Annotated in this window: 24 protein-coding genes and 1 tRNA gene; 19 read left to right on the plus strand and 6 right to left on the minus strand. The window is 62.2% G+C overall.

Going from position 1 to position 22935, the window contains the following annotated elements; genetic code table 11:
• Positions 1-61 precede the first annotated feature (61 nt).
• Positions 62-1012 carry a DMT family transporter gene (locus ACVC7O_RS18760; RefSeq protein ID WP_458323639.1) on the plus strand — a complete coding sequence of 317 codons (951 nt, stop codon included), beginning with the start codon at positions 62-64 and terminating at the stop codon, positions 1010-1012.
• Positions 1013-1067: 55 nt separating this feature from the next.
• A tRNA-Pro gene (locus tag ACVC7O_RS18765) sits at positions 1068-1144 on the plus strand.
• A gap of 239 nt (positions 1145-1383) precedes the next feature.
• Here ACVC7O_RS18765 and ACVC7O_RS18770 read toward each other — a convergent pair.
• Complete coding sequence (locus ACVC7O_RS18770) at positions 1384-2487, minus strand: substrate-binding domain-containing protein (RefSeq protein WP_458323640.1); 1104 nt, start codon at positions 2485-2487, stop codon at positions 1384-1386.
• A gap of 152 nt (positions 2488-2639) precedes the next feature.
• On the opposite strand from ACVC7O_RS18770, the gene ACVC7O_RS18775 reads away from it, so the two are divergent.
• Positions 2640-3041, plus strand: a complete 402-nt coding sequence (locus ACVC7O_RS18775) for a MarR family winged helix-turn-helix transcriptional regulator (protein ID WP_458323641.1) — start codon at positions 2640-2642, stop codon at positions 3039-3041.
• A gap of 87 nt (positions 3042-3128) precedes the next feature.
• On the opposite strand, the gene ACVC7O_RS18780 is transcribed toward ACVC7O_RS18775, so the two are convergent.
• The 4 genes from ACVC7O_RS18780 to nthA are packed head-to-tail and all read right to left on the minus strand — an operon-like array spanning position 3129 to position 4815.
• On the minus strand, positions 3129-3515 hold the full coding sequence (locus ACVC7O_RS18780) for a nitrile hydratase accessory protein (RefSeq protein ID WP_458323642.1): 387 nt from the start codon (positions 3513-3515) through the stop codon (positions 3129-3131).
• Positions 3512-3865 carry an SH3-like domain-containing protein gene (locus ACVC7O_RS18785; protein WP_458323643.1) on the minus strand — a complete coding sequence of 118 codons (354 nt, stop codon included), beginning with the start codon at positions 3863-3865 and terminating at the stop codon, positions 3512-3514. Before ACVC7O_RS18785 ends, ACVC7O_RS18780 begins: the two co-directional genes overlap by 4 nt.
• The gene (locus ACVC7O_RS18790; RefSeq protein WP_458323644.1) at positions 3865-4176 is read right to left on the minus strand and encodes a hypothetical protein; all 312 of its coding nucleotides are present in this window, start codon (positions 4174-4176) and stop codon (positions 3865-3867) included. Before ACVC7O_RS18790 ends, ACVC7O_RS18785 begins: the two co-directional genes overlap by 1 nt.
• Before the next feature lie 30 nt (positions 4177-4206).
• Positions 4207-4815: a nitrile hydratase subunit alpha gene (gene nthA, locus ACVC7O_RS18795; protein WP_458323645.1), complete on the minus strand. Its 609-nt coding sequence runs from the start codon at positions 4813-4815 to the stop codon at positions 4207-4209.
• A gap of 425 nt (positions 4816-5240) precedes the next feature.
• Here nthA and ACVC7O_RS18800 point away from each other — a divergent pair, with 425 nt between their 5' ends.
• The 16 genes from ACVC7O_RS18800 (at position 5241) to ACVC7O_RS18875 (ending at position 21611) form a co-directional block, all read left to right on the plus strand.
• Complete coding sequence (locus ACVC7O_RS18800) at positions 5241-6761, plus strand: amidase (protein ID WP_458323646.1); 1521 nt, start codon at positions 5241-5243, stop codon at positions 6759-6761.
• A gap of 116 nt (positions 6762-6877) precedes the next feature.
• The gene (locus ACVC7O_RS18805; RefSeq protein ID WP_458323647.1) at positions 6878-8116 is read left to right on the plus strand and encodes an ABC transporter substrate-binding protein; all 1239 of its coding nucleotides are present in this window, start codon (positions 6878-6880) and stop codon (positions 8114-8116) included.
• Between the two features lie 10 nt (positions 8117-8126).
• A complete protein-coding gene (locus ACVC7O_RS18810) occupies positions 8127-8993 on the plus strand; it encodes an ABC transporter permease subunit (RefSeq protein WP_458323648.1) in 867 nt (288 codons plus the stop codon).
• A complete protein-coding gene (locus ACVC7O_RS18815) occupies positions 8993-10024 on the plus strand; it encodes a branched-chain amino acid ABC transporter permease (RefSeq protein WP_458323649.1) in 1032 nt (343 codons plus the stop codon). Before ACVC7O_RS18810 ends, ACVC7O_RS18815 begins: the two co-directional genes overlap by 1 nt.
• The gene (locus tag ACVC7O_RS18820; RefSeq protein WP_458323650.1) at positions 10021-10743 is read left to right on the plus strand and encodes an ATP-binding cassette domain-containing protein; all 723 of its coding nucleotides are present in this window, start codon (positions 10021-10023) and stop codon (positions 10741-10743) included. The genes ACVC7O_RS18815 and ACVC7O_RS18820 overlap by 4 nt, the downstream gene beginning before the upstream one ends.
• The gene (locus ACVC7O_RS18825; RefSeq protein WP_458323651.1) at positions 10740-11447 is read left to right on the plus strand and encodes an ABC transporter ATP-binding protein; all 708 of its coding nucleotides are present in this window, start codon (positions 10740-10742) and stop codon (positions 11445-11447) included. The genes ACVC7O_RS18820 and ACVC7O_RS18825 overlap by 4 nt, the downstream gene beginning before the upstream one ends.
• A 64-nt stretch (positions 11448-11511) precedes the next feature.
• Complete coding sequence (locus ACVC7O_RS18830) at positions 11512-13071, plus strand: amidase (RefSeq protein WP_458323652.1); 1560 nt, start codon at positions 11512-11514, stop codon at positions 13069-13071.
• A gap of 58 nt (positions 13072-13129) precedes the next feature.
• Complete coding sequence (locus tag ACVC7O_RS18835) at positions 13130-13429, plus strand: putative quinol monooxygenase (RefSeq protein WP_458323653.1); 300 nt, start codon at positions 13130-13132, stop codon at positions 13427-13429.
• Positions 13422-13886 carry a hypothetical protein gene (locus ACVC7O_RS18840; RefSeq protein ID WP_458323654.1) on the plus strand — a complete coding sequence of 155 codons (465 nt, stop codon included), beginning with the start codon at positions 13422-13424 and terminating at the stop codon, positions 13884-13886. Before ACVC7O_RS18835 ends, ACVC7O_RS18840 begins: the two co-directional genes overlap by 8 nt.
• Before the next feature lie 213 nt (positions 13887-14099).
• On the plus strand, positions 14100-14930 hold the full coding sequence (locus tag ACVC7O_RS18845; protein WP_458323655.1) for an FAD binding domain-containing protein: 831 nt from the start codon (positions 14100-14102) through the stop codon (positions 14928-14930).
• Positions 14927-17662, plus strand: a complete 2736-nt coding sequence (locus tag ACVC7O_RS18850) for a molybdopterin-dependent oxidoreductase (RefSeq protein ID WP_458323656.1) — start codon at positions 14927-14929, stop codon at positions 17660-17662. The genes ACVC7O_RS18845 and ACVC7O_RS18850 overlap by 4 nt, the downstream gene beginning before the upstream one ends.
• Positions 17659-19143, plus strand: coding sequence for a 6-hydroxynicotinate reductase (locus tag ACVC7O_RS18855; protein WP_458323657.1), 1485 nt, complete (start codon positions 17659-17661; stop codon positions 19141-19143). The genes ACVC7O_RS18850 and ACVC7O_RS18855 overlap by 4 nt, the downstream gene beginning before the upstream one ends.
• 5 nt (positions 19144-19148) lie before the next feature.
• Positions 19149-20009 carry a UPF0280 family protein gene (locus ACVC7O_RS18860; RefSeq protein WP_458323658.1) on the plus strand — a complete coding sequence of 287 codons (861 nt, stop codon included), beginning with the start codon at positions 19149-19151 and terminating at the stop codon, positions 20007-20009.
• Positions 20002-20583, plus strand: coding sequence for an amino acid synthesis family protein (locus tag ACVC7O_RS18865; protein WP_458323659.1), 582 nt, complete (start codon positions 20002-20004; stop codon positions 20581-20583). The genes ACVC7O_RS18860 and ACVC7O_RS18865 overlap by 8 nt, the downstream gene beginning before the upstream one ends.
• Positions 20580-21164 (plus strand): amino acid synthesis family protein, encoded by a 585-nt coding sequence (locus ACVC7O_RS18870; protein WP_458323660.1) that lies wholly within the window; start codon positions 20580-20582, stop codon positions 21162-21164. Before ACVC7O_RS18865 ends, ACVC7O_RS18870 begins: the two co-directional genes overlap by 4 nt.
• Before the next feature lie 3 nt (positions 21165-21167).
• A complete protein-coding gene (locus ACVC7O_RS18875) occupies positions 21168-21611 on the plus strand; it encodes a MarR family winged helix-turn-helix transcriptional regulator (RefSeq protein WP_458323661.1) in 444 nt (147 codons plus the stop codon).
• Positions 21612-21614: 3 nt separating this feature from the next.
• Here ACVC7O_RS18875 and ACVC7O_RS18880 read toward each other — a convergent pair whose 3' ends face one another.
• Positions 21615-22778 (minus strand): amidohydrolase family protein, encoded by a 1164-nt coding sequence (locus ACVC7O_RS18880; RefSeq protein WP_458323662.1) that lies wholly within the window; start codon positions 22776-22778, stop codon positions 21615-21617.
• Positions 22779-22935 lie beyond the last annotated feature (157 nt).

Here is a 22935-nt window from a genome sequence, read left to right on the forward strand (position 1 = left end):
GGGACCCGCGGCTTACACCGGTCGCGGTTGTCCCGATAACATCACAGCGGCGGACCGCCCGATGAACTCGAACCTCAAAGCCGCGCTCATGGCGCTTGTCGCCTTTGGCCTCTTTGCCAGCCACGACGTGATCATCAAGGTGCTGGGCGGTGGCTATTCCCCCGTCCAGATCGTCTTCTTCAGCGTGCTCTTCAGCTTCCCGCTCGCCATGCTGTACCTCTTGCGCGACGCAACACCCGGCACTCTGATCCCGGTGCATCCGTGGTGGATGGCCGCGCGGACGGTGGCGGCGGTGATCACCGGTTTTTGCGCCTTCTACGCCTTTTCGGTCCTGCCACTGGCGCAGGTCTACGCGATCCTCTTTGCCTCGCCGCTGTTGATCACGATCCTGGCGATCCCGATCCTCGGCGAGCAGGTCAAGTTGCGCCGCTGGATCGCGGTGGCGGTCGGCCTCTGCGGGGTTCTGATCGTACTGCGCCCCGGCGAGGCCGAGCTCGAACTCGGCCACCTCGCCGCGCTTGTCTCGGCCATATGCGGCGCTTTCGCGTCAATCATCGTGCGCAAGATCGGACGCGAGGAACGCTCGGTCGTGATCATGCTCTACCCGATGATGGCCAACTTCATCGTGATGGCCGCCCTCTTGCCGCTCGTCTATGAACCGCTGCCGCTCGCTGATCTCGGCAAGCTGGGGATCATCGCGATTCTCGCCTGGACTGCCGGGCGCTTCCTGATCGCCGCCTACAATGCCGGCGAAGCGGTGATCGTGGCCCCGATGCAGTATTCGCAAATTCTCTGGGCCACCTTTTACGGCGTCCTCTTTTTCGACGAGGCGCCGGGCACCAGCACCATCATCGGCTCGGCCATCATCATCGCCAGTGGCCTTTTCATTGTGCTGCGTGAGAGTAAGGCACCTGGGTCGGAGCAGCCCGTGCTGCGCACCCGCTCGCGACCGGAAACCGGCACGACACCGCGCGTCTCGCCCTTCCTCCGCCGCGACAAACGCTGGAAATAGACAGGCGGCAGCGGCTTGCCAAGGCGCCACGATAGCGCTATTGCGGCGAGACGGTCGGGCTGTAGCGCAGCCTGGTAGCGCACCTGCTTCGGGAGCAGGGGGTCGGAGGTTCGAATCCTCTCAGCCCGACCAAATCTTTTAGACTTTGTGAAGTTGCAAGGAGCACGTCTCTGGCACCACAACTGTGCCGTTCATCAGCACTTGCTGGGAATAATGGCTTGGAAGCGGGACGGCGCAAGCTGTCGGCCTTCCAGCACATAGGGACATTCCGCCAGAGCAGAGGACGGTGGGCGGTTACTTGCTCGAGGTCGCAGGAGTTTGTCGGATCTCCAAGAGATTGGACAAACTGTGACGGCAGATTCCGTTACTTCTTAGGACAGCCTTTTTAGGTCGTCGAAGACAAACCCATTGGCACGCGCGAGGAAAACGGGGGATTTGTTGTGCGCGTTGGTCAGGTACAGTCCGCGCCGCGCGCTCTTGTACGAGATGGGCTGCGGCAGATTCATTTCGCGAGCAGGCCAGCGCCCCTCGGGCTGTTCAACCAGACTGGCCAGGAAATGCAGCCCCTCATAGGTCGACTGACCAAGCGCGTTCAGCATCGGCGCACGTTCCTGGTGCAGGCTATGGTATTTCTCACGAAACTCCGCGTTGCCCGGCGTCTCGAGACCCGCAAAATAGGAAGCTGAAGAAAAGAGCCGGTCAAGGTTCTGCGCACCACTGGCCAGCAGACCATTCTCCTCTATGGCGCAGGACAGGCGGAACATCTTTGGCGCCAGTTTCATCGCCCCGAAGATGCGATTGAACTCCACCGCGTCCTGACCGACCAGTGAAATCAGAACCGCGTCTGCGCCAGACTTTCCAATGGTATCCACGGCATCGGCGAGCCGGTTGGAACTGAACGGCAGATAGGCCTCGTAGACCAGCTCCCTGTGTTGGCGCCGCAACTGTATCTTGGCGTAGGCATGCGAAACGCGTGGCCAGATGTAGTCATTGCCGATGAGGGCCCACTTCTTCAACTTGAACCGCGCGCTCATGTACCCGATGGCCGGACCGAGTTGCCGGGCGGGCGTGTCCCCGATTGTGAAAACGCCCGGAGACGCCTCGCCGCCCTCGTAAAGCGGGGTGTAAACGAATGGGACGCGGCCCTGCACGGTCGCGATCACCTTCTGGCGCACGACACTGATATGCATCCCCACGATCGCGTCGATCCAGCCTTGCGAGATGAGCTCATCGACGACGTCTTCGACCGGCGTTTCCGCCTCGAGCGCAGCATCGATGACCACGACCTCGAGCTGCCGACCGGCTATACCTTCCCCTGCGTTGAGTTCTTGCAGCGCCACCTCGGCGCTCGCGATGCAGGATGGCGCCCACATGCCTGCCGCGCCGCACATCGGGATCAGCAGCGCCACACGATAGGGTCGATGTGCCTTCCCGCGAGGACGGACATCCGCGTTCTCATATGGAAATGAGGCCATATCGCCACTTCTCCAGAGATGTATGTGCGTCGACGCCATCGATCAGTTTTCTTTGCTAGTTTTGCCTTAAAGACGGTGGTACTCGGGGTTTGCAAGGTCAACTAAGTAACCATCGAACACTGGGTCGCCGGATGTCAAAGCCTCAAAAAACAGTGGATTCGTACATTTCTTATGCACTCGCCGCAGCGCATCGGAAGCTTCACGTCGAGTTGAGCCAGAAGCTCAAGGCGCTGAACGTGCAGGTGGAGACATGGCGCGTGTTGCAGTCGCTGCGTGCCTCCGAAGGTATCACAATGCGTGAGTTGGCAGAAGTTGTTTTGATGAACCCGCCGACGCTGACCAAGCTGGTGGACAGAATGGTGGCGGACGGGCTGGTCCAGCGGCAATTGTCACCGGAGGACCAACGCCGTGTTCAACTGGCGCTGACGGATCTGGGGATCAGCCTGTCCGACAAGATCGTGCTGCATGTCGAGGAGCAGAATGATCGGATCATTGAAACGATCGGGTCCGAAAAGGCAAAACTGCTGCGGGAAGCGCTCGATACGCTGATCTGACGCCCCGGGCCTGGAGGACGCGCCGGGCGAAGAGCGCCGCGTCAGATCATGGGCGGAGACACAGACCCAAGGCCGAAATCATGCGGGCTAGGTTCCCGAGCGGGCCGCCCCCTTGACCAGCACTGGAGCTTCGCCAAACCCGCGATGTTCATCGGCGGCGCGCCAGTCCTCCTTGGCGGCCAGCAGAGTTTGGGCATCGGTGACCTTTTTCGCGGTCATGATCCGCTCCAACGCGCTGAGCCAGTGTTTGTAGTAGGTATCGCCCAGGTCCGGGTCTCCGGCGGCTTGGGCTTTTTTGATCTGCTCGGAGAGCGTCTCGCACCACTCCGACCACCCGAAAACACCGCGCTTGTGCAAATCCAGCGTCATGGCGAAGGCCTTTGCCTCCCACGGTGCGTTGAATACAGGCCCCCCCTCATCATGCGGCAGGTGCGGCGTGCGTTTGAGGTCGGAGCCTCTAATCTGATCGGTCATGGCGCGGGCCTCATGTAGTCGTCGAACATGTCGATGTAGAGATACATGTTCTCCGCATGATCCTCGCCCCACAGCTCGCGGAACGAGAATTTCACCGAATAGACATGCTGCGCCTTGTGCCCGAGCCCATGCGCGCCGGTATCGGGGAAGGCGAAAACGCCGTGATCCCGCTCTACGATCCCTTTCTTGCCCCGCACGTAACGCGGCAGTCGGGTGTGCGTCACCGGGTTGATGTTCTTCATCTCCACCATGTCGCCGACGCTGAACTTGGGAGCCACATCCTCGTCCAGCCGGGCGGATGCGCCAGTGGCGATCAGGCCCGGTACGACATCAGGGGTCAATGTCGGCATCAGACGTCCTCCATCGCGATGTGCTTCTTGCGTGCGTCCAGCTCGTCCTGCGTGACGACACCCTTCTCGGTCAGCAGTGTCTCGAGCGAGGAGAGCCAGTGTTCATAGTAGCTCGTCTCGAGGTAGTGCGCCGGGCCCATACGCTCGATGGCGTGCCGGAATTCGTCCACGTTGTAGTGTCCCCCTGCAAAGCAGGACACAAAAAGGCCGAACATCCGCCGTTCCCAATCGTCCTTGAAGACGAGTTCGTTCTCCGCCGGGTTGATCGGGCCCATCCCGTCCATGCCCCCCAGATCATGTATGCCATTCATCGGGTTATCCTTTCTGCCGAGGTGCGGGGGTTACTGCGCTGTCAGCACATCGGTGCCGATCATTGCGTCGCGGGTCACGATCTCGGCGAGTTGCTCTTCGGTCATCCCATCCGTGCCGTCAGGTCGTTTCGGCAGCACCAGATACCGCAGCTCGGCGTTGCTGTCCCAGACGCGGATTTCGGTTTCCTCAGAGAGACTGACACCGAACTCTTCCAGCACGCCGCGCGGGTCTTTGACCACCTTCGCGCGATAGGGCGCTGCTTTGTACCACACGGGCGGCAGACCAAGCGTCGGCCACGGATAGCAGGAGCAGAGCGTGCAGACGACGATGTTGTGCACCTCTTCGGTGTTTTCGACCACCACCATGTCTTCGCCCTGCACACCGGAGAAGCCAAGCTCGCTGATCGCAGCGGTGGCATCGCTCAACAGACGCTCCTTATAAGCCGGATCGCTCCATGCCTTGGCGACAACGCGGGCACCATTGCGCGGGCCGATCTTCGTCTCATAGGTCTCGACGATGAGATCAATGGCTTCGGGATCGATCAGCTCCTTCTCCGTCAGGATGGATTCCAGCGCTTTCACGCGTAACTCTACATCCGACAACGGCTTGTTGTGCGGATGAGGGTGATCATGAGGCATCGTGTCGTCTCCTTTCCATGCGGTCGGTCTGCCGAGGCGCTTTCTGCTGACAGATCGTCGCGCACCCGGGCCCATCCCGAGGCGGGTCAAGCTGTGTCGGAACCTGAGGGGTCACTGATTAAAAACCGGGCACTTCTTCACGCGGGCCCGAAAAACGACGATTTTTGGTGTCGCACTCTGTTGCCGTTGCGGTTTTCAAAGGTTAACCAAAAATAAGTTTCCAATTCAACTAATTTCATTTATTGGTTGATGCCGGAGATTGGGAGTGCATGAGGCAGTGTTGCGCGGCAAGACGCGATCGCTTCATTTTACCTAGTTATATCAGAGTTTTAATGACGACATCTTCGCTGGTTGCGTGCGGCGAAAACAGACTGACCCGCCATAGACGTACGTCTGGGCGGCGCAAGAGAGATGGGGATTTTGGGATGATTGATCGTCCGGATGCCGCGGAGGTTCGCGCCGCAGGGGCCGAATTGGGCCTCACGCTCAGCGCGGAGGGCGGTGCCTCTTTTCTGGGCCTTATGGGTGGGCTTTTTGACGCCTATGATCTTGTGGACGACATGGAAAGCCCGCTTCCGGAGGTCATTTACGATCGGTCCCCGGGGGTCCGACCGGACCCCGCCGACAATCCCTACAACGCCTGGGTGGTCAAGACGGAGATCAAGGGAGCGCCGTCCGGCAAGCTCTCCGGCAAGACTGTGGCCATCAAGGACAACGTGAACGTCGCCGGCGTCACGATGGAGAATGGCTCCACCATCCTTCAGGGTTATGTGCCGGAAACCGATGCCACCATTGTCACCCGCCTGCTCGATGCGGGGGCCGACATCCACGGCAAAGCGGTTTGCGAATACTACTGCGCCTCTGGCGGTAGCCATACGTCTGCCAGCGGCCCGGTGGAAAACCCGGTGGTACCCGGCCACAATGCTGGCGGATCCTCCTCCGGGTCGGCGGCTCTGGTGGCGGCGGGCATTGTGGACATGGCGACGGGCGGCGATCAGGGCGGGTCGATCCGTATCCCCGCATCATTCTGCGGCGTTGTGGGCCTGAAACCGACCCATGGGCTGGTGCCCTATACGGGGATTTTTCCCGTCGAGTTGACGGTGGATCATGCCGGGCCGATCACGCGGACGGTGGCCGACAACGCACTGATGCTGGAGGTGATGGCGGGCCCGGACGGGCTCGATCCACGCCAGTCGGGCGCGCCGAGCCAGGCCTATTCCGACGGGGTCACGCATGCACCGCGCGGTCTCAAGATCGGCGTGGTGTCCGAAGGTTTCGGACATCCCGGCGGCGAGGCCGAGGTGGATGCCCGCATTCGCGAGGTGGCCGACCGGCTTGCGGCAAAGGGCGCCAACGTTGAAGAGGTTTCGATGCCGTTGCACGCGGCGGGTGCCGCCATCTGGACGCCGATCTTCCTTGAGGGCGCGACCGAGTTGATGATGCGGCAGAACGCCTACGGGACGAACATGAAAGGCGTGTTCCTGGAAAGTCTACTGGATGCACAGTCCAATTGGAAAGCCCGCGCCAATGAGATGTCGGAGACGCTGAAACTGGGCCTGCTGATGGGGCATTACATGTCCTCGCGGTACAAGGGACGGTACTACGGCAAGGCACAAAACCTCAATCGGCTGTTGACCGCGGCCTATGATGAGATGCTCGGCAAGTTTGATGTGCTGCTGATGCCCACGACGCCGATGGCTGCGACGCCGCTGCCGGGTCCGGATGCCAGCCGTGAGACGATTGTCGAGCGCGCCTTTGCGATGATCCCAAACACCTCACCCTCCTGCGCGACAGGACACCCCAGCATTTCGGTCCCGGCAGGCACCACCGACGACGGGCGGCCCATCGGCGCCATGTTTGTCGGGCGCAAGCTGGAGGAGACCACGCTCTACCGCGCAGCCGCCGCCGTGGAACACCTTTCATTTGAAAAGACGATGGCGGAGTGACGCCGCCGCTGAACACGCCCTGCACCCATGGGTCTGCTCCCGGCGCAAGGCGGACGATCGATCACAGAACAGTCTCAGCAGACAAAGAGACACTGACCAACAGAAGGGAACCATAGATGACACTCTCTCGTCGTAAATTTATCCGGAATTCAGCCGCTGGTGGGGTCGCACTGGCCGCCCCCGCGCTCATTGGCAGCGTGGCGCGGGCCGACGACGGACCGATCAAGCTCGGCAGCCTGCATGACCTTGCCGGACCTTTGGCGGCAACCGGCGAGCCCATGGTCTATGCCATCATGCTGGCGGTCGAGGAGATCAATGCCGCGGGCGGGCTCTTGGGGCGTGAGGTCGAATTGATTAACTATGACACGCAATCCAACATTCAGCTCTATTCTCAATTCGCGCAGCAACTGGCGGTGCGCGACAAGGTTGACGTGATCCACGGCGGCATTACGTCGGCGTCGCGCGAGGCGATCCGCCCGATCTTCAGCCGGTTCCGCACGCTCTATTTCTACAACACGCTCTACGAAGGTGGTGTCTGCGACCGCAACACGTTCAACACCGGCACGACGCCCGCGCAGACGGTCGAGAAACTCGTGCCATACGCGATGAACCTCTGGGGCAAGAAGGCCTACATCATCGCCGCCGACTACAACTATGGTCAGATCACCGCCAAGTGGATGCGGAAGTATGTGGAAGACAATGGCGGCGAGGTGCTGTCGACCGATTTCTTCCCACTGGATGTCACGAACTTCGGCCCGTCGATCTCGCGCATTCAGGCGGCAGAGCCGGACCTGCTTTTGTCAGCAATGGTCGGCGGCAACCACACAGCGTTTTACCGCCAGTGGGCCGCCGCCGGACTGAAAGACGAGATCCCGATCGCCTCCACGACCTTCGGCCTTGTGAACGAACCGGCGACGCTGGAAGATGCGGAGAGCCGGGGGGTGCTGGGCAGCTACGGCTATTTCGAAGAGTTGCAGACACCGGCGAGCCAGGCCTTTGTTAGTGCGATCAAGGAGCGTCACGGCGCGCAGACGCCTTATGTCAGCGAGCTGGCGGCGGCGAGCTATGAGGGCGTTCACCTCTGGGCGGAAGGCGTCAAGAAGGCAGGGTCGGTCGACCGCATGGCCGTGATCGAAGCGCTTGAAACCGGGCTCTCCTTCGAGGGGCCGAGCGGCACCGTCGTGGTGGACCCAAAGACACATCACGTCACGCGCAACACATTCCTCGCCGAGGTGGTCGAGAGCAAGTGGAACGTGCTGGAGACCTTCGAACAACAGCAGCCACTGGATACGGCGGCGGTCTGTGATCTGGAGGCCAACCCGAACGACACCACCCACTACATCATCGACATCTGAGGCGGGCGGCATGGACATCGCGATCATCGTAGGGCTCGACGTTGTCAGCGGCATCGCATCGCTGGTGCTGATCAGCGCCGGTCTTGCGGTGATCTTCGGCATGATGAAAATCATCAACCTCGCGCATGGGGAGTTCCTCATGCTCGGGGCCTACGCGACTGTGCTCTCGGTGAACGCGGGCGTGAACATCTGGTTCGCGATGCTGGTCATCGCGCCGCTTTTCGTCGGGCTCGTTGGCGTGATCGTCGAGCGATGTCTGATCCAATTTCTCTATGGCCGATTGGTCGACACGATGCTGGCGACTTGGGGCCTCAGCCTTGTGATCGTCGGCGGCACGACGATGATCTTCGGCAATACGATTGTCGGCGTGTCCTCACCCCTAGGCGGCTTTCAGGTCGGTGCATACCAATCAAGCCTCTACACGCCGTTCCTGGCTCTGATGGCGCTCTTCCTGATGACCGCGGTTTTTGGCGTGATGCGCTACACCCGGGCCGGGCTGATCGCGCGCGCGGTCATGCAGAACCCTGACATGGCGGCCACGTTGGGGGTGAACCCGGCACGCGTTTACATGGCGACCTTCGGGGCTGGCGCGGCGATGTCGGGGCTTGCGGGTGGGCTTCTGGCCCCGGTTGCGGGCGTCGTCCCGACCATGGGCGCGGCTTACATCGCCAAGGCTTTCATCACCGTGGTCGGTGGCGGTACCTCGGTCCTCTGGGGGCTGATTTCGGCCTCTGGCCTCTTTGGGTTCATCAACCAGATCGCGGCCTTCCTGACCACGCCGGTCTTTGGCGAGGTGATCCTATTCATCGCCGCTGTGATCCTGATCCGCCTGCTGCCCACCGGGATTTCGGGGCGATTTTTCAAAGGACGCTTGTAATGCAATTGCTGAACGGAATGACTGGCGCCCTAATCGGATCAGCCATCGCAGCCGTCGCGATCCTCACTGCCCCGCTCTACGTTGATCTGTTCCAGATCATGCAACTGACAGTCTTTGCGGCGATGGCGGTTCTGGCGCTGAGCCTCGGCTTCATCTGGGGCTATGGCGGCATCCTCTGCTTCGGCCAGACGTCGTTTTTTGGGTTGGGCGCCTATACCTACGCGGTGGCGGCCATCAACTTTGCCGACAGTACGCCCGCCATCCTGCTGGCGATCCTGATCCCGGTGATCTTCGCGGCTCTGCTGGGCTACTTCATGATCTATGGCGGGATCAGCGATGTCTATCTCGGGGTGATCACCCTCACCGTGTCACTGATCCTCTTCAATCTCGTGAACTCAACCGCAGGCGATTTCTACAAGATCGGCGATGCGCGCCTTGGCGGGTTCAACGGCATGCCGGGGGTGCCCACCTTCAACCTGCCGGGGGACCCGAGCTACATCCTGACACCGGAGCAGGCCTGGATGGTCACGGGCATCGCGCTGATAGCAGTGTATCTCGGCCTGCGCTTGCTGATTGCCAGCTCCTTCGGCCGCATCATCATTGCAATCCGCGAAAACGAAACGCGGGCGGCGCTGCTGGGCTATGATCCGCGGATTTACAAGCTGCTCACCTTCATGATCGGCGGCGCAATCGCAGGCTTTGCCGGCGCGCTCTATGTCAACTGGGGGGCATTCGTCAGCCCGACGATCTTTGCCCTGGGCCTTTCGGCGCAGATCATCATCTGGGTCATCATCGGCGGGCGCGGCACGCTGATCGGCCCGATCATCGGCTGTCTGCTGCTGCAATGGCTGGTCACGGAGATCGGTGCGCAACAGGCGCTCGACGCCAATTTCGTCCTGGGCGCGATCCTGATTGTCTTCGTGCTGCTTGTGCCCAAGGGGATCGCCCCGACGCTGCGGGATATCGTGGCATCACGTCTGGCACAGCGCAAAGCAGCCCCGCCAGAGGTCAACGTGAAGGTGAAGACATGAGCGCGCCTCTGTTACAAACCAGCGGGCTCACCATCCGCTTTGGCGGGGTGACGGCGGTCGACAGGGTGGATTTCTCCTTAAGAGAATCCGAGCTGCGCTGTCTGATCGGGCCGAACGGTGCTGGCAAATCCACCTTCTTCAAGCTGCTGACGGGGCAACTGCATCCGACCGAAGGCCACGTGCATCTGCGCGGCCAGGATATTTCGGGCGCGCGTCCGCATGAGATCGCGCGGCAGGGTGTGGGGATCAAGACGCAAGTGCCCAATGTCTTCAACGCGATGACCGTGCAGGAGAACCTGTGGATCGCCGCGCGCCACAAACACACGCCAAGTTTTGCCACAGAGCTGACGGAGAAGATCCTGACCCAACTGCGCCTGACCCCGATCGCAGGCAAGGAGGTCGGGCAGCTTGCCCATGGTCAGCGCCAATGGGTCGAGATCGGCACCGTTCTGGCGGGTGAGCCCGAGCTGATCCTGCTGGATGAACCAGCGGCGGGCATGACCCATGAGGAAGTCGAGCGGACGGCGGAGTTGATCCTCGAGATCAACAAGACCCGCGCATTGATCGTGGTCGAGCACGACATGCAGTTCATCAAGATGATCGCCCGGACAGTGACGGTGCTCCACCAGGGCGCCGTGCTAATCGAAGATGACGTGGCGCGCGTGCTCGAGGATGCACGGGTGCGCGATGTCTATCTGGGCAAGGGGCTGGCGGCATGATCCTGGAGGTTGACGCACTCAGGTCCGGCTATGGCCGCATCCCGATCCTCGCAGGCGTGACCCTGGGGGTCGAGGACGGAGAGTTCCTGGGCATTCTCGGCCACAATGGCATGGGCAAAACCACTCTGATGAACACGCTGATGGGCCATTTGCCAGCCACCGGTGGAAGCATTCGCTTCGGCGGCCAGGACATCACAGGCTTGCCCGCGCACAAGCGAGCGCTGGCCGGGCTGGGGCTGGTGCCGCAGGGGCGGCAGATTTTCCCCGACCTCACGGTGCAGGAAAACCTGCGCATGGGCATGGCGGGCAGCGCGCAGGAAGACCCCGCCTTGCTCGATGAGATCCTGGAGCTCTTTCCGCGGCTGCAGCGTCTGCTCGACCGGCGCGGTGGGGCGTTGTCGGGCGGGGAGCAACAGCTTCTCGCTCTCGCGCGATGTCTCTGTGCACGGCCCAAACTGATGCTGCTCGATGAGCCGACCGAAGGGATACAGCCCTCGATCCTTGAGGAAATCGTGGACACCTTGAAGACCTTGCGGACGCGAGGGCTGTCCCTCGTGCTGGTCGAGCAGAACCTCGATTTCATCGCAGCACTCTCGGGCCGGGTGCTGATCATCCAGAAGGGCACCATCACTGGCGAGTTGATGCCGCAGGACTTGAAGAACCCTGAAACCGTATCCGAATTCGTCGGCATGACGACGGCCTGAGCGTTCACGCATGCGGTGAGGAGGCCGCAAAACCGAAACCCAACCGATCCAGAGGAGACGATCCATGACCATCACAAGACCCACAGTCGACAAGGTTCTAGAGATAGCGGAAGGGTTGGGGATGACCCTGACCCGCGCCGAGGCGGAGGAGTATCACACCCTCATGCAGCCCAACCTCGATGCCTATGACGTCGTCGATGCCGAGCCTGATTTCACGCCACCGGTCGCCTATCCCCGGACCTCCGGTTACGCGCCGACGGCCGCCGAAAACCCCTATGGCGCCTGGGCGCGCAAGGTCGAGGTCAAAGGGGCTGCAGACGGCAAGCTCAAAGGTAAGACGGTGGCTCTCAAGGACAATGTCGCCCTCGCTGGCGTGCCGATGACGAACGGTGCGTCAACGCTGGAGGGCTTCGTGCCCGTGGCCGATGCGACCATTGTGACGCGTATGCTGGACGAAGGCGCCACCATCGAAGGCAAGGCGGTCTGTGAATACTTTTGCTTGTCCGGTGGCAGCCACACATCAAAGCCATCCATGGTGCATAACCCACGCCGCATGGGCTATTCGGCGGGCGGCTCGTCGTCGGGCAGTGCGGCCTTGGTCGCGGCGGGCGATGTGGACATGGCCATCGGCGGTGATCAGGGCGGCTCGATCCGCATGCCCGCGTCCTACTGCGGGATTGCAGGCATGAAGCCAACCCACGGTCTCGTGCCCTATACCGGCGTCATGCCCATTGAGAGCACCATTGACCACACCGGCCCGATGACCATGTCGGTGGCCGATAACGCGTTGATGCTCGAGGTGCTGGCGGGCGCGGACGGGCTCGACCCGCGCCAGTATTCCCCGAAGATCGACAGCTACACGGATGCGCTGGATCGCGGTGTCTCCGGCATGAAGATCGGCGTCCTGAAAGAAGGCTTTGTCGCCGGAAACATGATGCCGGGCGTGGCGGATGCCGTGAAGGAGGCTGCCGAAACTTACCGTGGTCTGGGTGCGACGGTCGAGGAGATCTCTATCCCCGAGCACCTCTTGGCCGCTGCCGTCTGGGGCCCGATTGCCATCGAAGGTCTGCAGTGGCAGATGATGCAGGGCAATGGGATGGGCATGAACTGGAAAGGTGCATATGACGTCGGGCTCATGGACTATCACGCGGGCTGGCGTGGGAAGGCCGATGACCTCTCCGAAAGCCTGAAGATCTGCATGCTGATCGGGCAATATGGGATCGATCACTACAACGGGCGCTACTACGCCAAGGCGCAGAACCTGTCGCGCAAGGTCAAGGCGGCCTATGATACGGTCTTTGCCGACTACGATTTGCTGCTGATGCCGACCTTGCCGATCACGGCGTCCAAACTGCCGGAACCGGGCGCACCGATTTCGGAAGTGATTGCGCGGGCCTTCGAGATGATCGCAAACACCTCGCAATTCGATGTGACGGGGCACCCCTCCATGTCGATCCCCTGTGGAGAAGTTGATGGCTTGCCCGTGGGCCTGATGCTGACCGGCGCGGATTACACGGAAAGCACGATCTATGCCGCCGCAGCTGCCTTCGAGGCGACGGTGGATTGGACCGGAACGGTCGCCAAACCCGCCGCGGCTGAACCTGAACTGACGCCCGCACAGTAGGGCGCGATCGAGGGGGCCGGACCCTGCAAGTGCTGGCCCCCTCAGAGCGATACCAGAGATGATCACGATCACAGCCATCATCCACGCCAAAGCGGGCCAGGAGACCGCATTAAGTGATGCGCTGTTGGAGGTTGCCGCGCATGTTGCGCACCATGAGCCCGGGACCATGGGATTTCACATCTCGCAGAGCATGGACGAACCCTCAGTGTTCACAACCTACGAGCGCTTTGCGGATGAGGCGGCGAAGGATGCGCATAATGGGTCCGATGCCGTCGCGCGGTTCTTCGCCCGCGCCGATGAGATGATCGAAGGCGAGGTGATCTTGCATACCTGTCGCGAGATAACAGACGATGGATGACTTCGCAGCCCGATGCCTTGAGGAAGCGCACAGGCTGCATGGTGTCTTGCAGGATTGGCTGCGCGGGACATGTCCGCGCACGCCGGAGGGCTTTGCGCCTTTCGCGGATGCTCTGGCTGACCCGTGTCGGGTGATCAGCCCGCTTGGAACCGTCACGGAGCGTGCGGAGTTGCTGGTCGAATTCGAGGCCGCACATGGGGTATTGGCAGCGCATGGCGATGCCTTCGTGATCCGGGTGGAGGATGCAAAGGTGCTGCATGACTGGGGCGACCATGCTCTGGTGAGCTATGAGGAATGGCACGATCTGGGCGGCGAAAGTTCCGCTCGCCTATCGACGGTTCTTTACACAGCGGATGAGAGGACGCCGCTGGGGGTCTCATGGTCCTTCGTTCATGAGACGTGGTTACCCGGGCGAGCACCTGCCGAGGGCGAAAGGTTCCCGGTGGTCGCGGAGTAGCCAACACTGCCTTAGCCTTACGAGATCTCGATGTGGTTCATTGCGGCCAGGCGTCTTTACAGTTTCATTGAATTGGGTGCTGCCGATCTGCGCCGGTCGACCTGAACCCGATCCTTGAATGAGTTGCCTCCAGTAGATCTGAAACAGCGTTGACAGCCCACACCTCACGACCCTATCATTTGCATACGAACAAATTTGAGCGTGAGGTATCGCTTGGGCTATTTCGCTCCCGACAGTCTGACAGACGCGCTGAGCCTTTTGGCCGACCAGCCTGGGCAGGTGGTGGCAGGCGGGACGGATGTCTATCCCGCGCAGGGCCAAGCACCGGCGGCAAAGCGCTATCTGGATGTGACCAGGATTTCCGGGTTTGGCGAAATTTCCCACGGATCAAACGGCACACGCCTTGGCGCCGCCGTGACATGGAGCGATGTGATCCGCCAAGACCTGCCACCGGCTTTCGACGGGCTCAAAGCCGCCGCGAAAGAGGTTGGCAGCATCCAGATCCAGAACGCAGGCACGCTCGCCGGGAACATCTGCAATGCGTCGCCAGCGGCGGATGGGGTGCCCGCGCTTCTGGCGCTCGATGCCCAGGTCGAGATTGCCAGCGCGCTGCGCGGCCCCCGGCAGGTGCCCCTTGAGGCCTTCGTAACCGGCGTGCGCCAAACGGTTCTGCAAGCGGATGAGCTGGTTACCGCCATCTGGGTCCCTGCCCAGCCCGTCGCGATGCACGCGGCCTTTGAGAAACTCGGGGCGCGACGATACCTCGTGATTTCGATTTGTATGACGGCGGCGGGTATCGCAGTCGACGATCAAGGGCTGATTTCGGATGCGCGGATTGCGGTTGGCGCATGCTCGCCGGTTGCGCAACGGATGCGCCAACTGGAACGCGACATCATAGGTGTTGCGCCAGCCGACGTGGCGGTGACCGAAAACCATCTTGACCCGCTGTCCCCGATTGATGACGTGCGTGGCGATGCCAACTACCGGCTGGATACCGTACGCACGCAGATCATCCGCGCAATCAGATGGGCGGGTGCCGGATGAGCAAGGACTTCACCACCGAGACACTGTCATTCAGGCTCAACCAAGCGCCCATCATGGCCGCGCCCACACCCGGCCAGCGCCTTTCAGATCTACTGCGGGAAGACCTGGGCGTCCGGGATGTCAAGGTGGGTTGCGATGCGGGGGACTGCGGAGCCTGCACCGTTCTTCTTGATGGCCAGCCGGTTTGCGCTTGTTTGACACCAGCCCATCAGGTTCAGGACCGTGACGTTGAGACCTGGTCGGGCCTCTATCGCAGCGATCCCGTCGCCAAGGCGCTGGCGGAGCGCTTCAAGGGCCACGGTGCGGCACAATGCGGGATATGCACACCCGGAATGATGGTGTCGGCCACGGCACTTCTGCGAGAGCAGCCCGCACCGTCGGACGGCGCGGTTCAGGACGCTCTTGGCGGCGTGCTCTGCCGCTGTACGGGCTACCGAAAGATCATCGATGCCGTGATGGGCGCAGCTGCCGTGGCGACCGAGCGGAGCGGTGGTGTGGGGGTATCGATCCCGCATGTCGATGCCGACGCGAAAATCGCGGGCGATCTGGCCTATGGCGATGACGTGGGACCGCCGGGGTGCCTAGAGATACTCGTCGTCCGCGCACCGTTCCACCGCGCTGTCTTCACGTTCGGAGATCTTGAAAGCTTTGCGGCCACCCATGGGCTGGCTGCGATCCTGACCGCGGCGGATGTGCCGGGGCAGAACCTCTTTGGCGTGATCCCGCAATTCGTCGATCAGCCGGTCTTTGCCGAAGGTGAGACGCGGTTCCGCGGCGAGGCGGTGGCGGCCATCGTCGGCGCGCCGGAGATCATCGCAGACATTGACCCGGCAAGCTTCCCGGTCAGGTGGCAAGAGCTCCGTCCGGTAAACGATATGCAGTCGGCAAAGAGACCAGATGCGGCGGAACTCCACGACGGGCGCAAACAGAATGTCATGTGCGGTGGCTTCGTGGCCCGCGGTGATGCCGAGGCCGCCCTTGCACAGGCCGATGTGGTGGTCGAGGGGCGCTTTCGCAGTGGTTTCGTTGAACACGCCTATATCGAGCCCGAGGCGGGCTTTGCGCAGGTGGTGGAAGGGCGTCTCGAAGTGCACGCCTGCACGCAAGCGCCAGTCATGGACCGCGAGGCACTCGAGGTCATTCTGGGCATGGAGGCCGCCCAGATCAGGATCGTGCCGACAGGTATCGGCGGTGGGTTTGGCTCGAAACTGGATCTGACAGTACAGCCGTTTCTGGCCATCGCCGCGCTCAAGACCGGGCAGCCCGTGCGGATGCGCTATGCCCGTGCGGAGTCGATGCAAAGCTCGACCAAGCGCCACCCGTCAGACATCACGCTCCGGATTGGCGCGAACCGGAATGGCAAGATCGCGGGTATCAACTTCTACGGCGAGTTCGACACCGGCGCCTATGCCAGCTGGGGCCCAACCGTCGCCAACCGTGTCCCGGTGCATGCCTCGGGACCCTACGCTGTCGCTGACTACCGCGCTGAATCCAAGGGCATTCATACCAACAACCCCCCTGCTGGAGCCTTTCGTGGCTTTGGCGTGCCGCAATCGGCCATCGCACAGGAAAGCCTGTTTGACGACTTGGCCGAGAAACTGGGCATGGATGCTTTGGACTTCCGGATTACCAATGCGCTTCAAAACGGTGTGCCGACGGTCTGCGGACAGGTGTTCGAACAGGGCGTGGGGATCAAGGCCTGCCTGACGGCGTTGCGCCCCGCGTGGCAGCGGGAGCGGGAAGAGGCGGCCGCATTCAACCGTGAGAATGACACGCTCAAACGCGGGGTCGGCGTCGCAGGAGGGTGGTACGGTTGCGGAAACACCTCTTTGCCAAACCCATCGACAATCAAGTCAGGCATCACGGCGGACGGTCGCATCGTGCTGCACCAGGGGGCGGTCGATATCGGGCAAGGCTCGAACACCGTCATCTCCCAGATCTTTGCGCAGGCGCTCGGGGTGCCCGTCACGCAGGTGGAGCGCGTCGGGGCTGACACCGATGTCACGCCGGATGCCGGCAAAACCTCTGCCTCGCGCCAGACCTATGTGTCGGGCAACGCGGCCCACCTCTCGGGCGCGGCCTTGAGGGCGCAAATCCTGGAGAAGATCAACGTGGGCCCGGATGCGACGCTCAGCGTCGATCAGCGGGAGGTCGTTGCGGAAGACGCAGCCGGGGCGCATCGTCTCGACCTGTCGGGCATGCCAGTCGATGCCGATGGTTTTGTTCTGCGTGCCGAAGAAACCTACGATCCACCGACGGAGCCGCTGGACGCAAATGGACAAGGCGCGCCCTATGCGCAGTTCGGCTATGCCGCGCATCTTGCGGTGGTCGAAGTCGACACCGAAACGGGCACCGTCAGGCCGGTCCGCTTTGTGGCCGCGCATGACGTGGGCCACGCCATCAACCCGATGCTGGTGGAAGGTCAGGTGCATGGCGGGATTGCGCAGGGGCTGGGCATGGCGCTGATGGAAGAGTACATCCCCGGGCGCACCGAGAACCTGCACGACTATCTGATCCCGACTATCGGGGATATCCCACCCATCGAAACGCTCATCATAGAAGAGCCTGACCCCCATGGGCCGCACGGAGCGAAGGGGCTGGGCGAGCATGTGTTGATCCCAACGGCCCCTGCTTTGCTGAATGCGATCAAGGCGGCGACGGGCGTTCGGTTGACGCAGGTGCCTGCGACGCCTGCGCGGGTACGCGCGGCCATCCTGAAGGGCCAGACATGAAAGACGACCTCAAGCCCGAGAAGATCCGCTGCGATGCCTGTCCTGTGATGTGCTATATCGCCGATGGCAAGTCGGGCGCCTGTGATCGCTATGCCAACCACGGCGGGGCGCTGGTCCGCCTGGATCCGTTGACGATCATCGAGAATGCCGATCAGAAGCTGGTGCCCTTCATGCCGAGCGGGACCGAGGACCCCTGGGATGGTGATATCATCAAGGGCGCGCGTCCTTTCGTGACCGCCGTGGGTGCGGGCACGACTTACCCCGACTACAAGCCCGCCCCCTTCATCGTGAGCCAGGACATCGACGGAGTCGATATGGTCACGGTCGTGACTGAGGGTATCTTCAGTTATTGTGGCGTGAAGGTGAAGATCGACACCGACCGCCACATTGGCCACGAATGCGACGTGGTGCGGGTGGAGGGCGAGCCGGTCGGGCATGTGACGACCTCGGAGTATGGCTCGAAGATGCTGTCGCTGGGTGGTGTCGAGCACCTCACCGGCGGCTCGAAAAAGGAAGGCCGGGTCACATGTGACGCGCTGATGCGACTCTGCAACCGCGAGGCGGTGACGATGGTGGTTGGTGAGGCGGATGATGAAACGGAGCTCGTGGTTCAGGCCGGACAGCCACCGATCATCAATGGCGTGACCGAGAACCTGATGCGTGTGGGCTGCGGGTCGGCGACGATCGGGATGTTTCCCAAGCAATGGATCGGCCATGTGGATGAGGTCGTGGTGGTCGACGATCATATCACCGGCGTGCTGTCAGAGCATGAGACCGGCAAGCAGCTCGATGTGCCAGCCACGGGGATCAAGATCAACGGCCGCCGCTCCACACCCGGGCGCTACTTCCAGGTGGCCGAGCCCGGCACCGGCTGGGGCGGGACCGACATCGAGGATCCGCTGACCATTCTGGGGCCCTTCAATCCCAAGATCGCCTGGGAAGGTCTGCGGCTGTTGATGGTCTCGACCACGGGCGAACAATACGCGTACTTCGAGCTGGACGCCGATCTGATACCGCAGCCTGAGACGATCCCGCCTGCGCTCAAGGCCTCGGCAGATCTGATCGCGGAGAACTGCGAACCCTCGGTCTGCTCGGTCCTGTTCATGGGTGGCGCGGGTGGCAGCCTGCGGGCCGGGGTGACGGAGAACCCGGTACGGCTGACGCGCTCGGTCAAGGACAGCCTCACGCATGTGTCCTGCGGCGGCGCGGATGCATTCGTCTGGCCCGGCGGCGGGATCACGGTGATGGTGGATGTACTGGACATGCCGACACAATCCTTTGGCTATGTACCAACCCCGGCGCTCGTGGCGCCCATCGAGTTTACCCTGCGCGTCAGCGACTACGCGGCACTCGGCGGCCATGTGGATCACATCCAGGCCGTTGACGATGTAAACCGTGACAAGGCTCGCCATGTGGCACCCAACGACAGCGCGCACGACCCGATGGCGCGCCGAAACTTCCGCTGGTCCGGGCGGGGGTGAGCGAGGTGGGACCGACAGCGCATATCTTGCCGGACGGCCAGCGCCTGCATCTGCAGCACGGGCCGATTGACCTGATTATCGGCGCGGAGGGGGAGCGTCAGGCTGCGTTCGAAGCGGCTGTGGCGCGCTTTCAGACCGTTCTGCAGGAGTTGGTCGCGGAGTTGCCTGCGCTGCGCGCCGAGATGTGTCGGACCGCCGCGGTACCGGAGGGGTCGGTCGCACGACGCATGCACCGGGCCGCCCTTGGCGTACCGGGCACAGTGTTCTTCACCCGTATGGCTGCGGTCGCGGGCGCCGTTTCGGACGAGGTGCTGGCGGCAATGGTGTCACAGGCAGACTTGACGCGCGCCTATGTGAACAACGGCGGTGACATCGCGCTACATCTTAGAGGCAATGCACAGTTCCGGCTGATGATGTCCGACCATAAGGGCGGCGCCTTGGGCCGCATCGTGGTACGTGCGGGCGACGGGATCGGCGGCATCGCAACAAGCGGGCGGCATGGCCGCAGCTTCAGCCTCGGGATTGCCGATAGTGTGACCGTCCTGGCCCCCTCCGCAGCGCAGGCGGACGTGGCGGCCACACTGATTGCCAACGCGGTGGACCTCCCCGGCCACGGCTCCATACGCCGCCGTCCGGCCAGCGCCTTGAGCGATGACACCGATCTGGACGCACGCCCGGTGGTCGTCGGCTGCGGCTCCCTCACAGACGCGGAGTGCAAGCGCGCCCTGAATGCTGGCCGCGCGGTTGCGCAGCGCTTCACCCAAGCTGGGTTGATCACCGACGCCGCCCTGTTCCTGCAATCCCACGCCGATCTGCCTGACGGCCCACGGCTTAGACCCGTCAAAGAGGACCTCGCCCATGCCTGAGCCAGCCTTGCGCAAAACGGCCTTTTCGGTTGAAGAGATTTTTCACGAGGGTGGCCCTGCGCCCGAGCGTCCGCTGAAACGAGCCGCGGGCATCGCGGTGATTGAGAACCCCTTTGCGGGCCGTTATGAGCCCGATATCCAGTGGTTTATGGAGGACCTGAAACCGCTTGGGCTGGCGATGGCGCAGCGGCTGGTGGACCTCTTGGGCGGGCCTGCGCAGGTCGAAGGCTACGGTAAGGGCGCGCTGGTCGGCGAGGCCGGAGAGCTGGAGCATGGGGCGCTCTGGCACGTGCCGGGTGGCTATGCGATGCGGGAGCTGCTCGACAATTCCAACGCGATTGTGTCGTCCACCAAGAAAGTCGTCGGCGTGGGCGGGCGGCTGGATGTGCCGATCACCCACATCAACGCCTCCTATGTGCGCAGCCATTTTGACGCGATGGAAGTCGGGCTGAGCGATGCGCCCAAAGCGGGGGAGATGGCCTTGGTGTTGGTGATGACCACGGGCCCGCGCATTCATGAGCGCGTGGGCGGTCTCGCGGCCGCTGATGTCGAAGGAAAGGATGGTCTCAGATGAGCACCAAGATCAGAAAAATCGCGGTCAATGTGGAAGAAACGCACATCGAGATTGGCCGCACCATCGCACCGGCGACCCGCAAGGCCGTTGCGGCCGCAGTCATCGAGAACCCCTTTGCGGGCCGGTACGAAGAAGACCTGAGCCCGCTGATGGAGATTGGGGCGGAGCTAGGCGCGCTGCTGGGACGGAAGTGCGTCGAGGCGCTAGGGATCACGCCGGAGCAGGCCGAAAGCTACGGCAAATCCGCAATGGTGGGTGAGAGTGGCGAGCTTGAGCATGCCGCGGCCATCTTGCACCCCAAACTTGGCGCGCCTCTGCGCAAGGAGGTTGAGAAAGGCGCGGCCCTTGTGCCCTCCTCCAAGAAGATGGGCAGCCCGGGTCAGGTTCTGGACGTGCCGCTTGGCCATAAGGACGCGGCCTATGTGCGCAGCCATTTCGATGGCATCGAGGTTCGGCTCAACGACGCGCCGCGTGCCAATGAAATCCTCGTGGCCGTGGCGGTCACCGACAGCGGTCGCCCCTTGCCACGGGTGGGTGGCCTGACGCATGAAGAGGCCGAGGGCAAAGACGGGTTGCGATAAGCCATGGTCAAACGAGCAGAAACCGCGACGCTGGAGCCGGACTATGTGCTGGATGAGCAGATCGGCTATCTGTTGCGTCTCGCGGGCCAGCGCCATGCGGCGATCTTTCAGGCACATATCTCGGACGGGCTCACGCCCACGCAGTTTTCGACCCTGATCCGTATCTCCGAACATGGGCAGGTGTCGCAGAACCACCTGGGCCGACTGGCGGCGATGGATGTGGCGACAATCAAGGGCGTTGTCGACCGGCTCAAGGCAAAGGCGCTTGTCACCGCCAAGCCGGACCCCGGCGACAAGCGGCGGTCGAACATCTGTCTGACCGAGAAAGGGGCCGCATTAATCGCGGATCTGAAGGCGGATGGGCTGCGCATCACCGAGAAAACGCTGGCGCCGCTCTCCGCTGGCGAGCGCAAGACCCTTGCGCGTCTGCTGCGCAAGATCTGCTAACCTTTACCTGATCTGTTCGGGAAAACGGTTCGCGGGTGGCGTGTTACGCGACCGGGTGGTCCGCACAATTCCGTCGATGATCGTCATGCCGACACCCGGCAGGTTGCCTTGCTCCACGCTTTCCAGCATCGTCTTTCCGGGCGAATGCTGCGCCTGATCCAGCAGCACGAAGTCAGCCGCATAGCCATTCTCGATCAGCCCGACATCCAAGTTGCGTTGCCGCGCGGTATTGCCATTGCCGAAGCAGAAGGCTTGTGCAGCGGGCACATTGCCGAAAGAAGAGAGCATCGCGATCATCCGCAGAATGCCCAAAGGCTGAACACCTGAGCCCGCGGGCCCATCGGTGCCGAGGATGACCTGATCCAGTTTGCCGAGCTCTCGCGCAGTGTTCACTGTCAGAACCCCGGCGCGCTCATTGCCGTTGTGCACGATCTCGAAAGCTGACGTGCAGGTCTCGCAGAGGCAGATGATCTGATCGTCCGGCAGCGCGGAGTGACCGCCGTTGATGTGGCCGATGACGTCCGTACCGGTCTCGATCACCATATCCGCGTCGATCAGACCCGATCCGGGAATCGATGGCCCGCCGGTGTGGATGGTCGATTGCATCCCGTATTTGCGCGCCCAACTCACCATCTGTCGGGCTGTTTTGCCATCCTTGACGGTGCCGAGGCCGACCTCGCCCAGATACTTGACGCCCGCTTTGGCCATCTCGGCGAAGTCCTCTTCCACCATCCCCTGCTCGATCACCGGGGCGCCTGCGTGCACCTTGACGCCGGAGGGGCGGAAGTTCTCATACCAGCGCTGCGCCGCGATCGACATCGCCTTCAGCCCGACGATGTCCTTTGGCCGACCCGGCATATGCACCTCTCCCGCTGAAATCATCGTCGTGACGCCGCCATGAAGCGTGCTGTCGATCCAATGCAGTTGCTGCTGCCGGGGGGTGTAATCGCCGACGACCGGGTGCACGTGGCTGTCGATCAGACCGGGCGCGAGCGTCACGCCTTTGGCGTCGACTTCTGTTGTGGCCCCCTCGCAGTCTAGATCCTTCTCCGCGCCCCAAGCCGTGATCTTGCCATCAGTGGCTACGAGGCAGTCTCCGTCGAAGATCGGGTCTTCGAACTTCCCCGACAGGATTTGACCGATATTCCGAATGACCAGCTTTTCCATCGCACCCTCCACATATTTGTTTGTATGCCAACATATCTGGCGCATGTGCGTCAAGCCAAATAGCGCAGCCCGCCCGGGCTTGACAGTGGTGGGGTCGGGTCGCTACGACTGGCTCTAATTTGTTTGTATACAAATGAATTATAGGTAAGGCTGAGAG

The organism is Roseobacter cerffii (genome assembly GCF_054226325.1).

Coding starts and splice junctions, on each gene's coding strand:
- ACVC7O_RS18760 (WP_458323639.1), top strand. CDS start 62: ATGAACTCGAACCTCAAAGCCGCGCTCATGGCGCTTGTCGCCTTTGGC.
- ACVC7O_RS18770 (WP_458323640.1), bottom strand. CDS start 2,487: ATGGCCTCATTTCCATATGAGAACGCGGATGTCCGTCCTCGCGGGAAG.
- ACVC7O_RS18780 (WP_458323642.1), bottom strand. CDS start 3,515: ATGACCGATCAGATTAGAGGCTCCGACCTCAAACGCACGCCGCACCTG.
- ACVC7O_RS18785 (WP_458323643.1), bottom strand. CDS start 3,865: ATGCCGACATTGACCCCTGATGTCGTACCGGGCCTGATCGCCACTGGC.
- ACVC7O_RS18790 (WP_458323644.1), bottom strand. CDS start 4,176: ATGAATGGCATACATGATCTGGGGGGCATGGACGGGATGGGCCCGATC.
- nthA (WP_458323645.1), bottom strand. CDS start 4,815: ATGCCTCATGATCACCCTCATCCGCACAACAAGCCGTTGTCGGATGTA.
- ACVC7O_RS18800 (WP_458323646.1), top strand. CDS start 5,241: ATGATTGATCGTCCGGATGCCGCGGAGGTTCGCGCCGCAGGGGCCGAA.
- ACVC7O_RS18805 (WP_458323647.1), top strand. CDS start 6,878: ATGACACTCTCTCGTCGTAAATTTATCCGGAATTCAGCCGCTGGTGGG.
- ACVC7O_RS18810 (WP_458323648.1), top strand. CDS start 8,127: ATGGACATCGCGATCATCGTAGGGCTCGACGTTGTCAGCGGCATCGCA.
- ACVC7O_RS18815 (WP_458323649.1), top strand. CDS start 8,993: ATGCAATTGCTGAACGGAATGACTGGCGCCCTAATCGGATCAGCCATC.
- ACVC7O_RS18820 (WP_458323650.1), top strand. CDS start 10,021: ATGAGCGCGCCTCTGTTACAAACCAGCGGGCTCACCATCCGCTTTGGC.
- ACVC7O_RS18825 (WP_458323651.1), top strand. CDS start 10,740: ATGATCCTGGAGGTTGACGCACTCAGGTCCGGCTATGGCCGCATCCCG.
- ACVC7O_RS18830 (WP_458323652.1), top strand. CDS start 11,512: ATGACCATCACAAGACCCACAGTCGACAAGGTTCTAGAGATAGCGGAA.
- ACVC7O_RS18835 (WP_458323653.1), top strand. CDS start 13,130: ATGATCACGATCACAGCCATCATCCACGCCAAAGCGGGCCAGGAGACC.
- ACVC7O_RS18840 (WP_458323654.1), top strand. CDS start 13,422: ATGGATGACTTCGCAGCCCGATGCCTTGAGGAAGCGCACAGGCTGCAT.
- ACVC7O_RS18850 (WP_458323656.1), top strand. CDS start 14,927: ATGAGCAAGGACTTCACCACCGAGACACTGTCATTCAGGCTCAACCAA.
- ACVC7O_RS18855 (WP_458323657.1), top strand. CDS start 17,659: ATGAAAGACGACCTCAAGCCCGAGAAGATCCGCTGCGATGCCTGTCCT.
- ACVC7O_RS18865 (WP_458323659.1), top strand. CDS start 20,002: ATGCCTGAGCCAGCCTTGCGCAAAACGGCCTTTTCGGTTGAAGAGATT.
- ACVC7O_RS18870 (WP_458323660.1), top strand. CDS start 20,580: ATGAGCACCAAGATCAGAAAAATCGCGGTCAATGTGGAAGAAACGCAC.
- ACVC7O_RS18875 (WP_458323661.1), top strand. CDS start 21,168: ATGGTCAAACGAGCAGAAACCGCGACGCTGGAGCCGGACTATGTGCTG.
- ACVC7O_RS18880 (WP_458323662.1), bottom strand. CDS start 22,778: ATGGAAAAGCTGGTCATTCGGAATATCGGTCAAATCCTGTCGGGGAAG.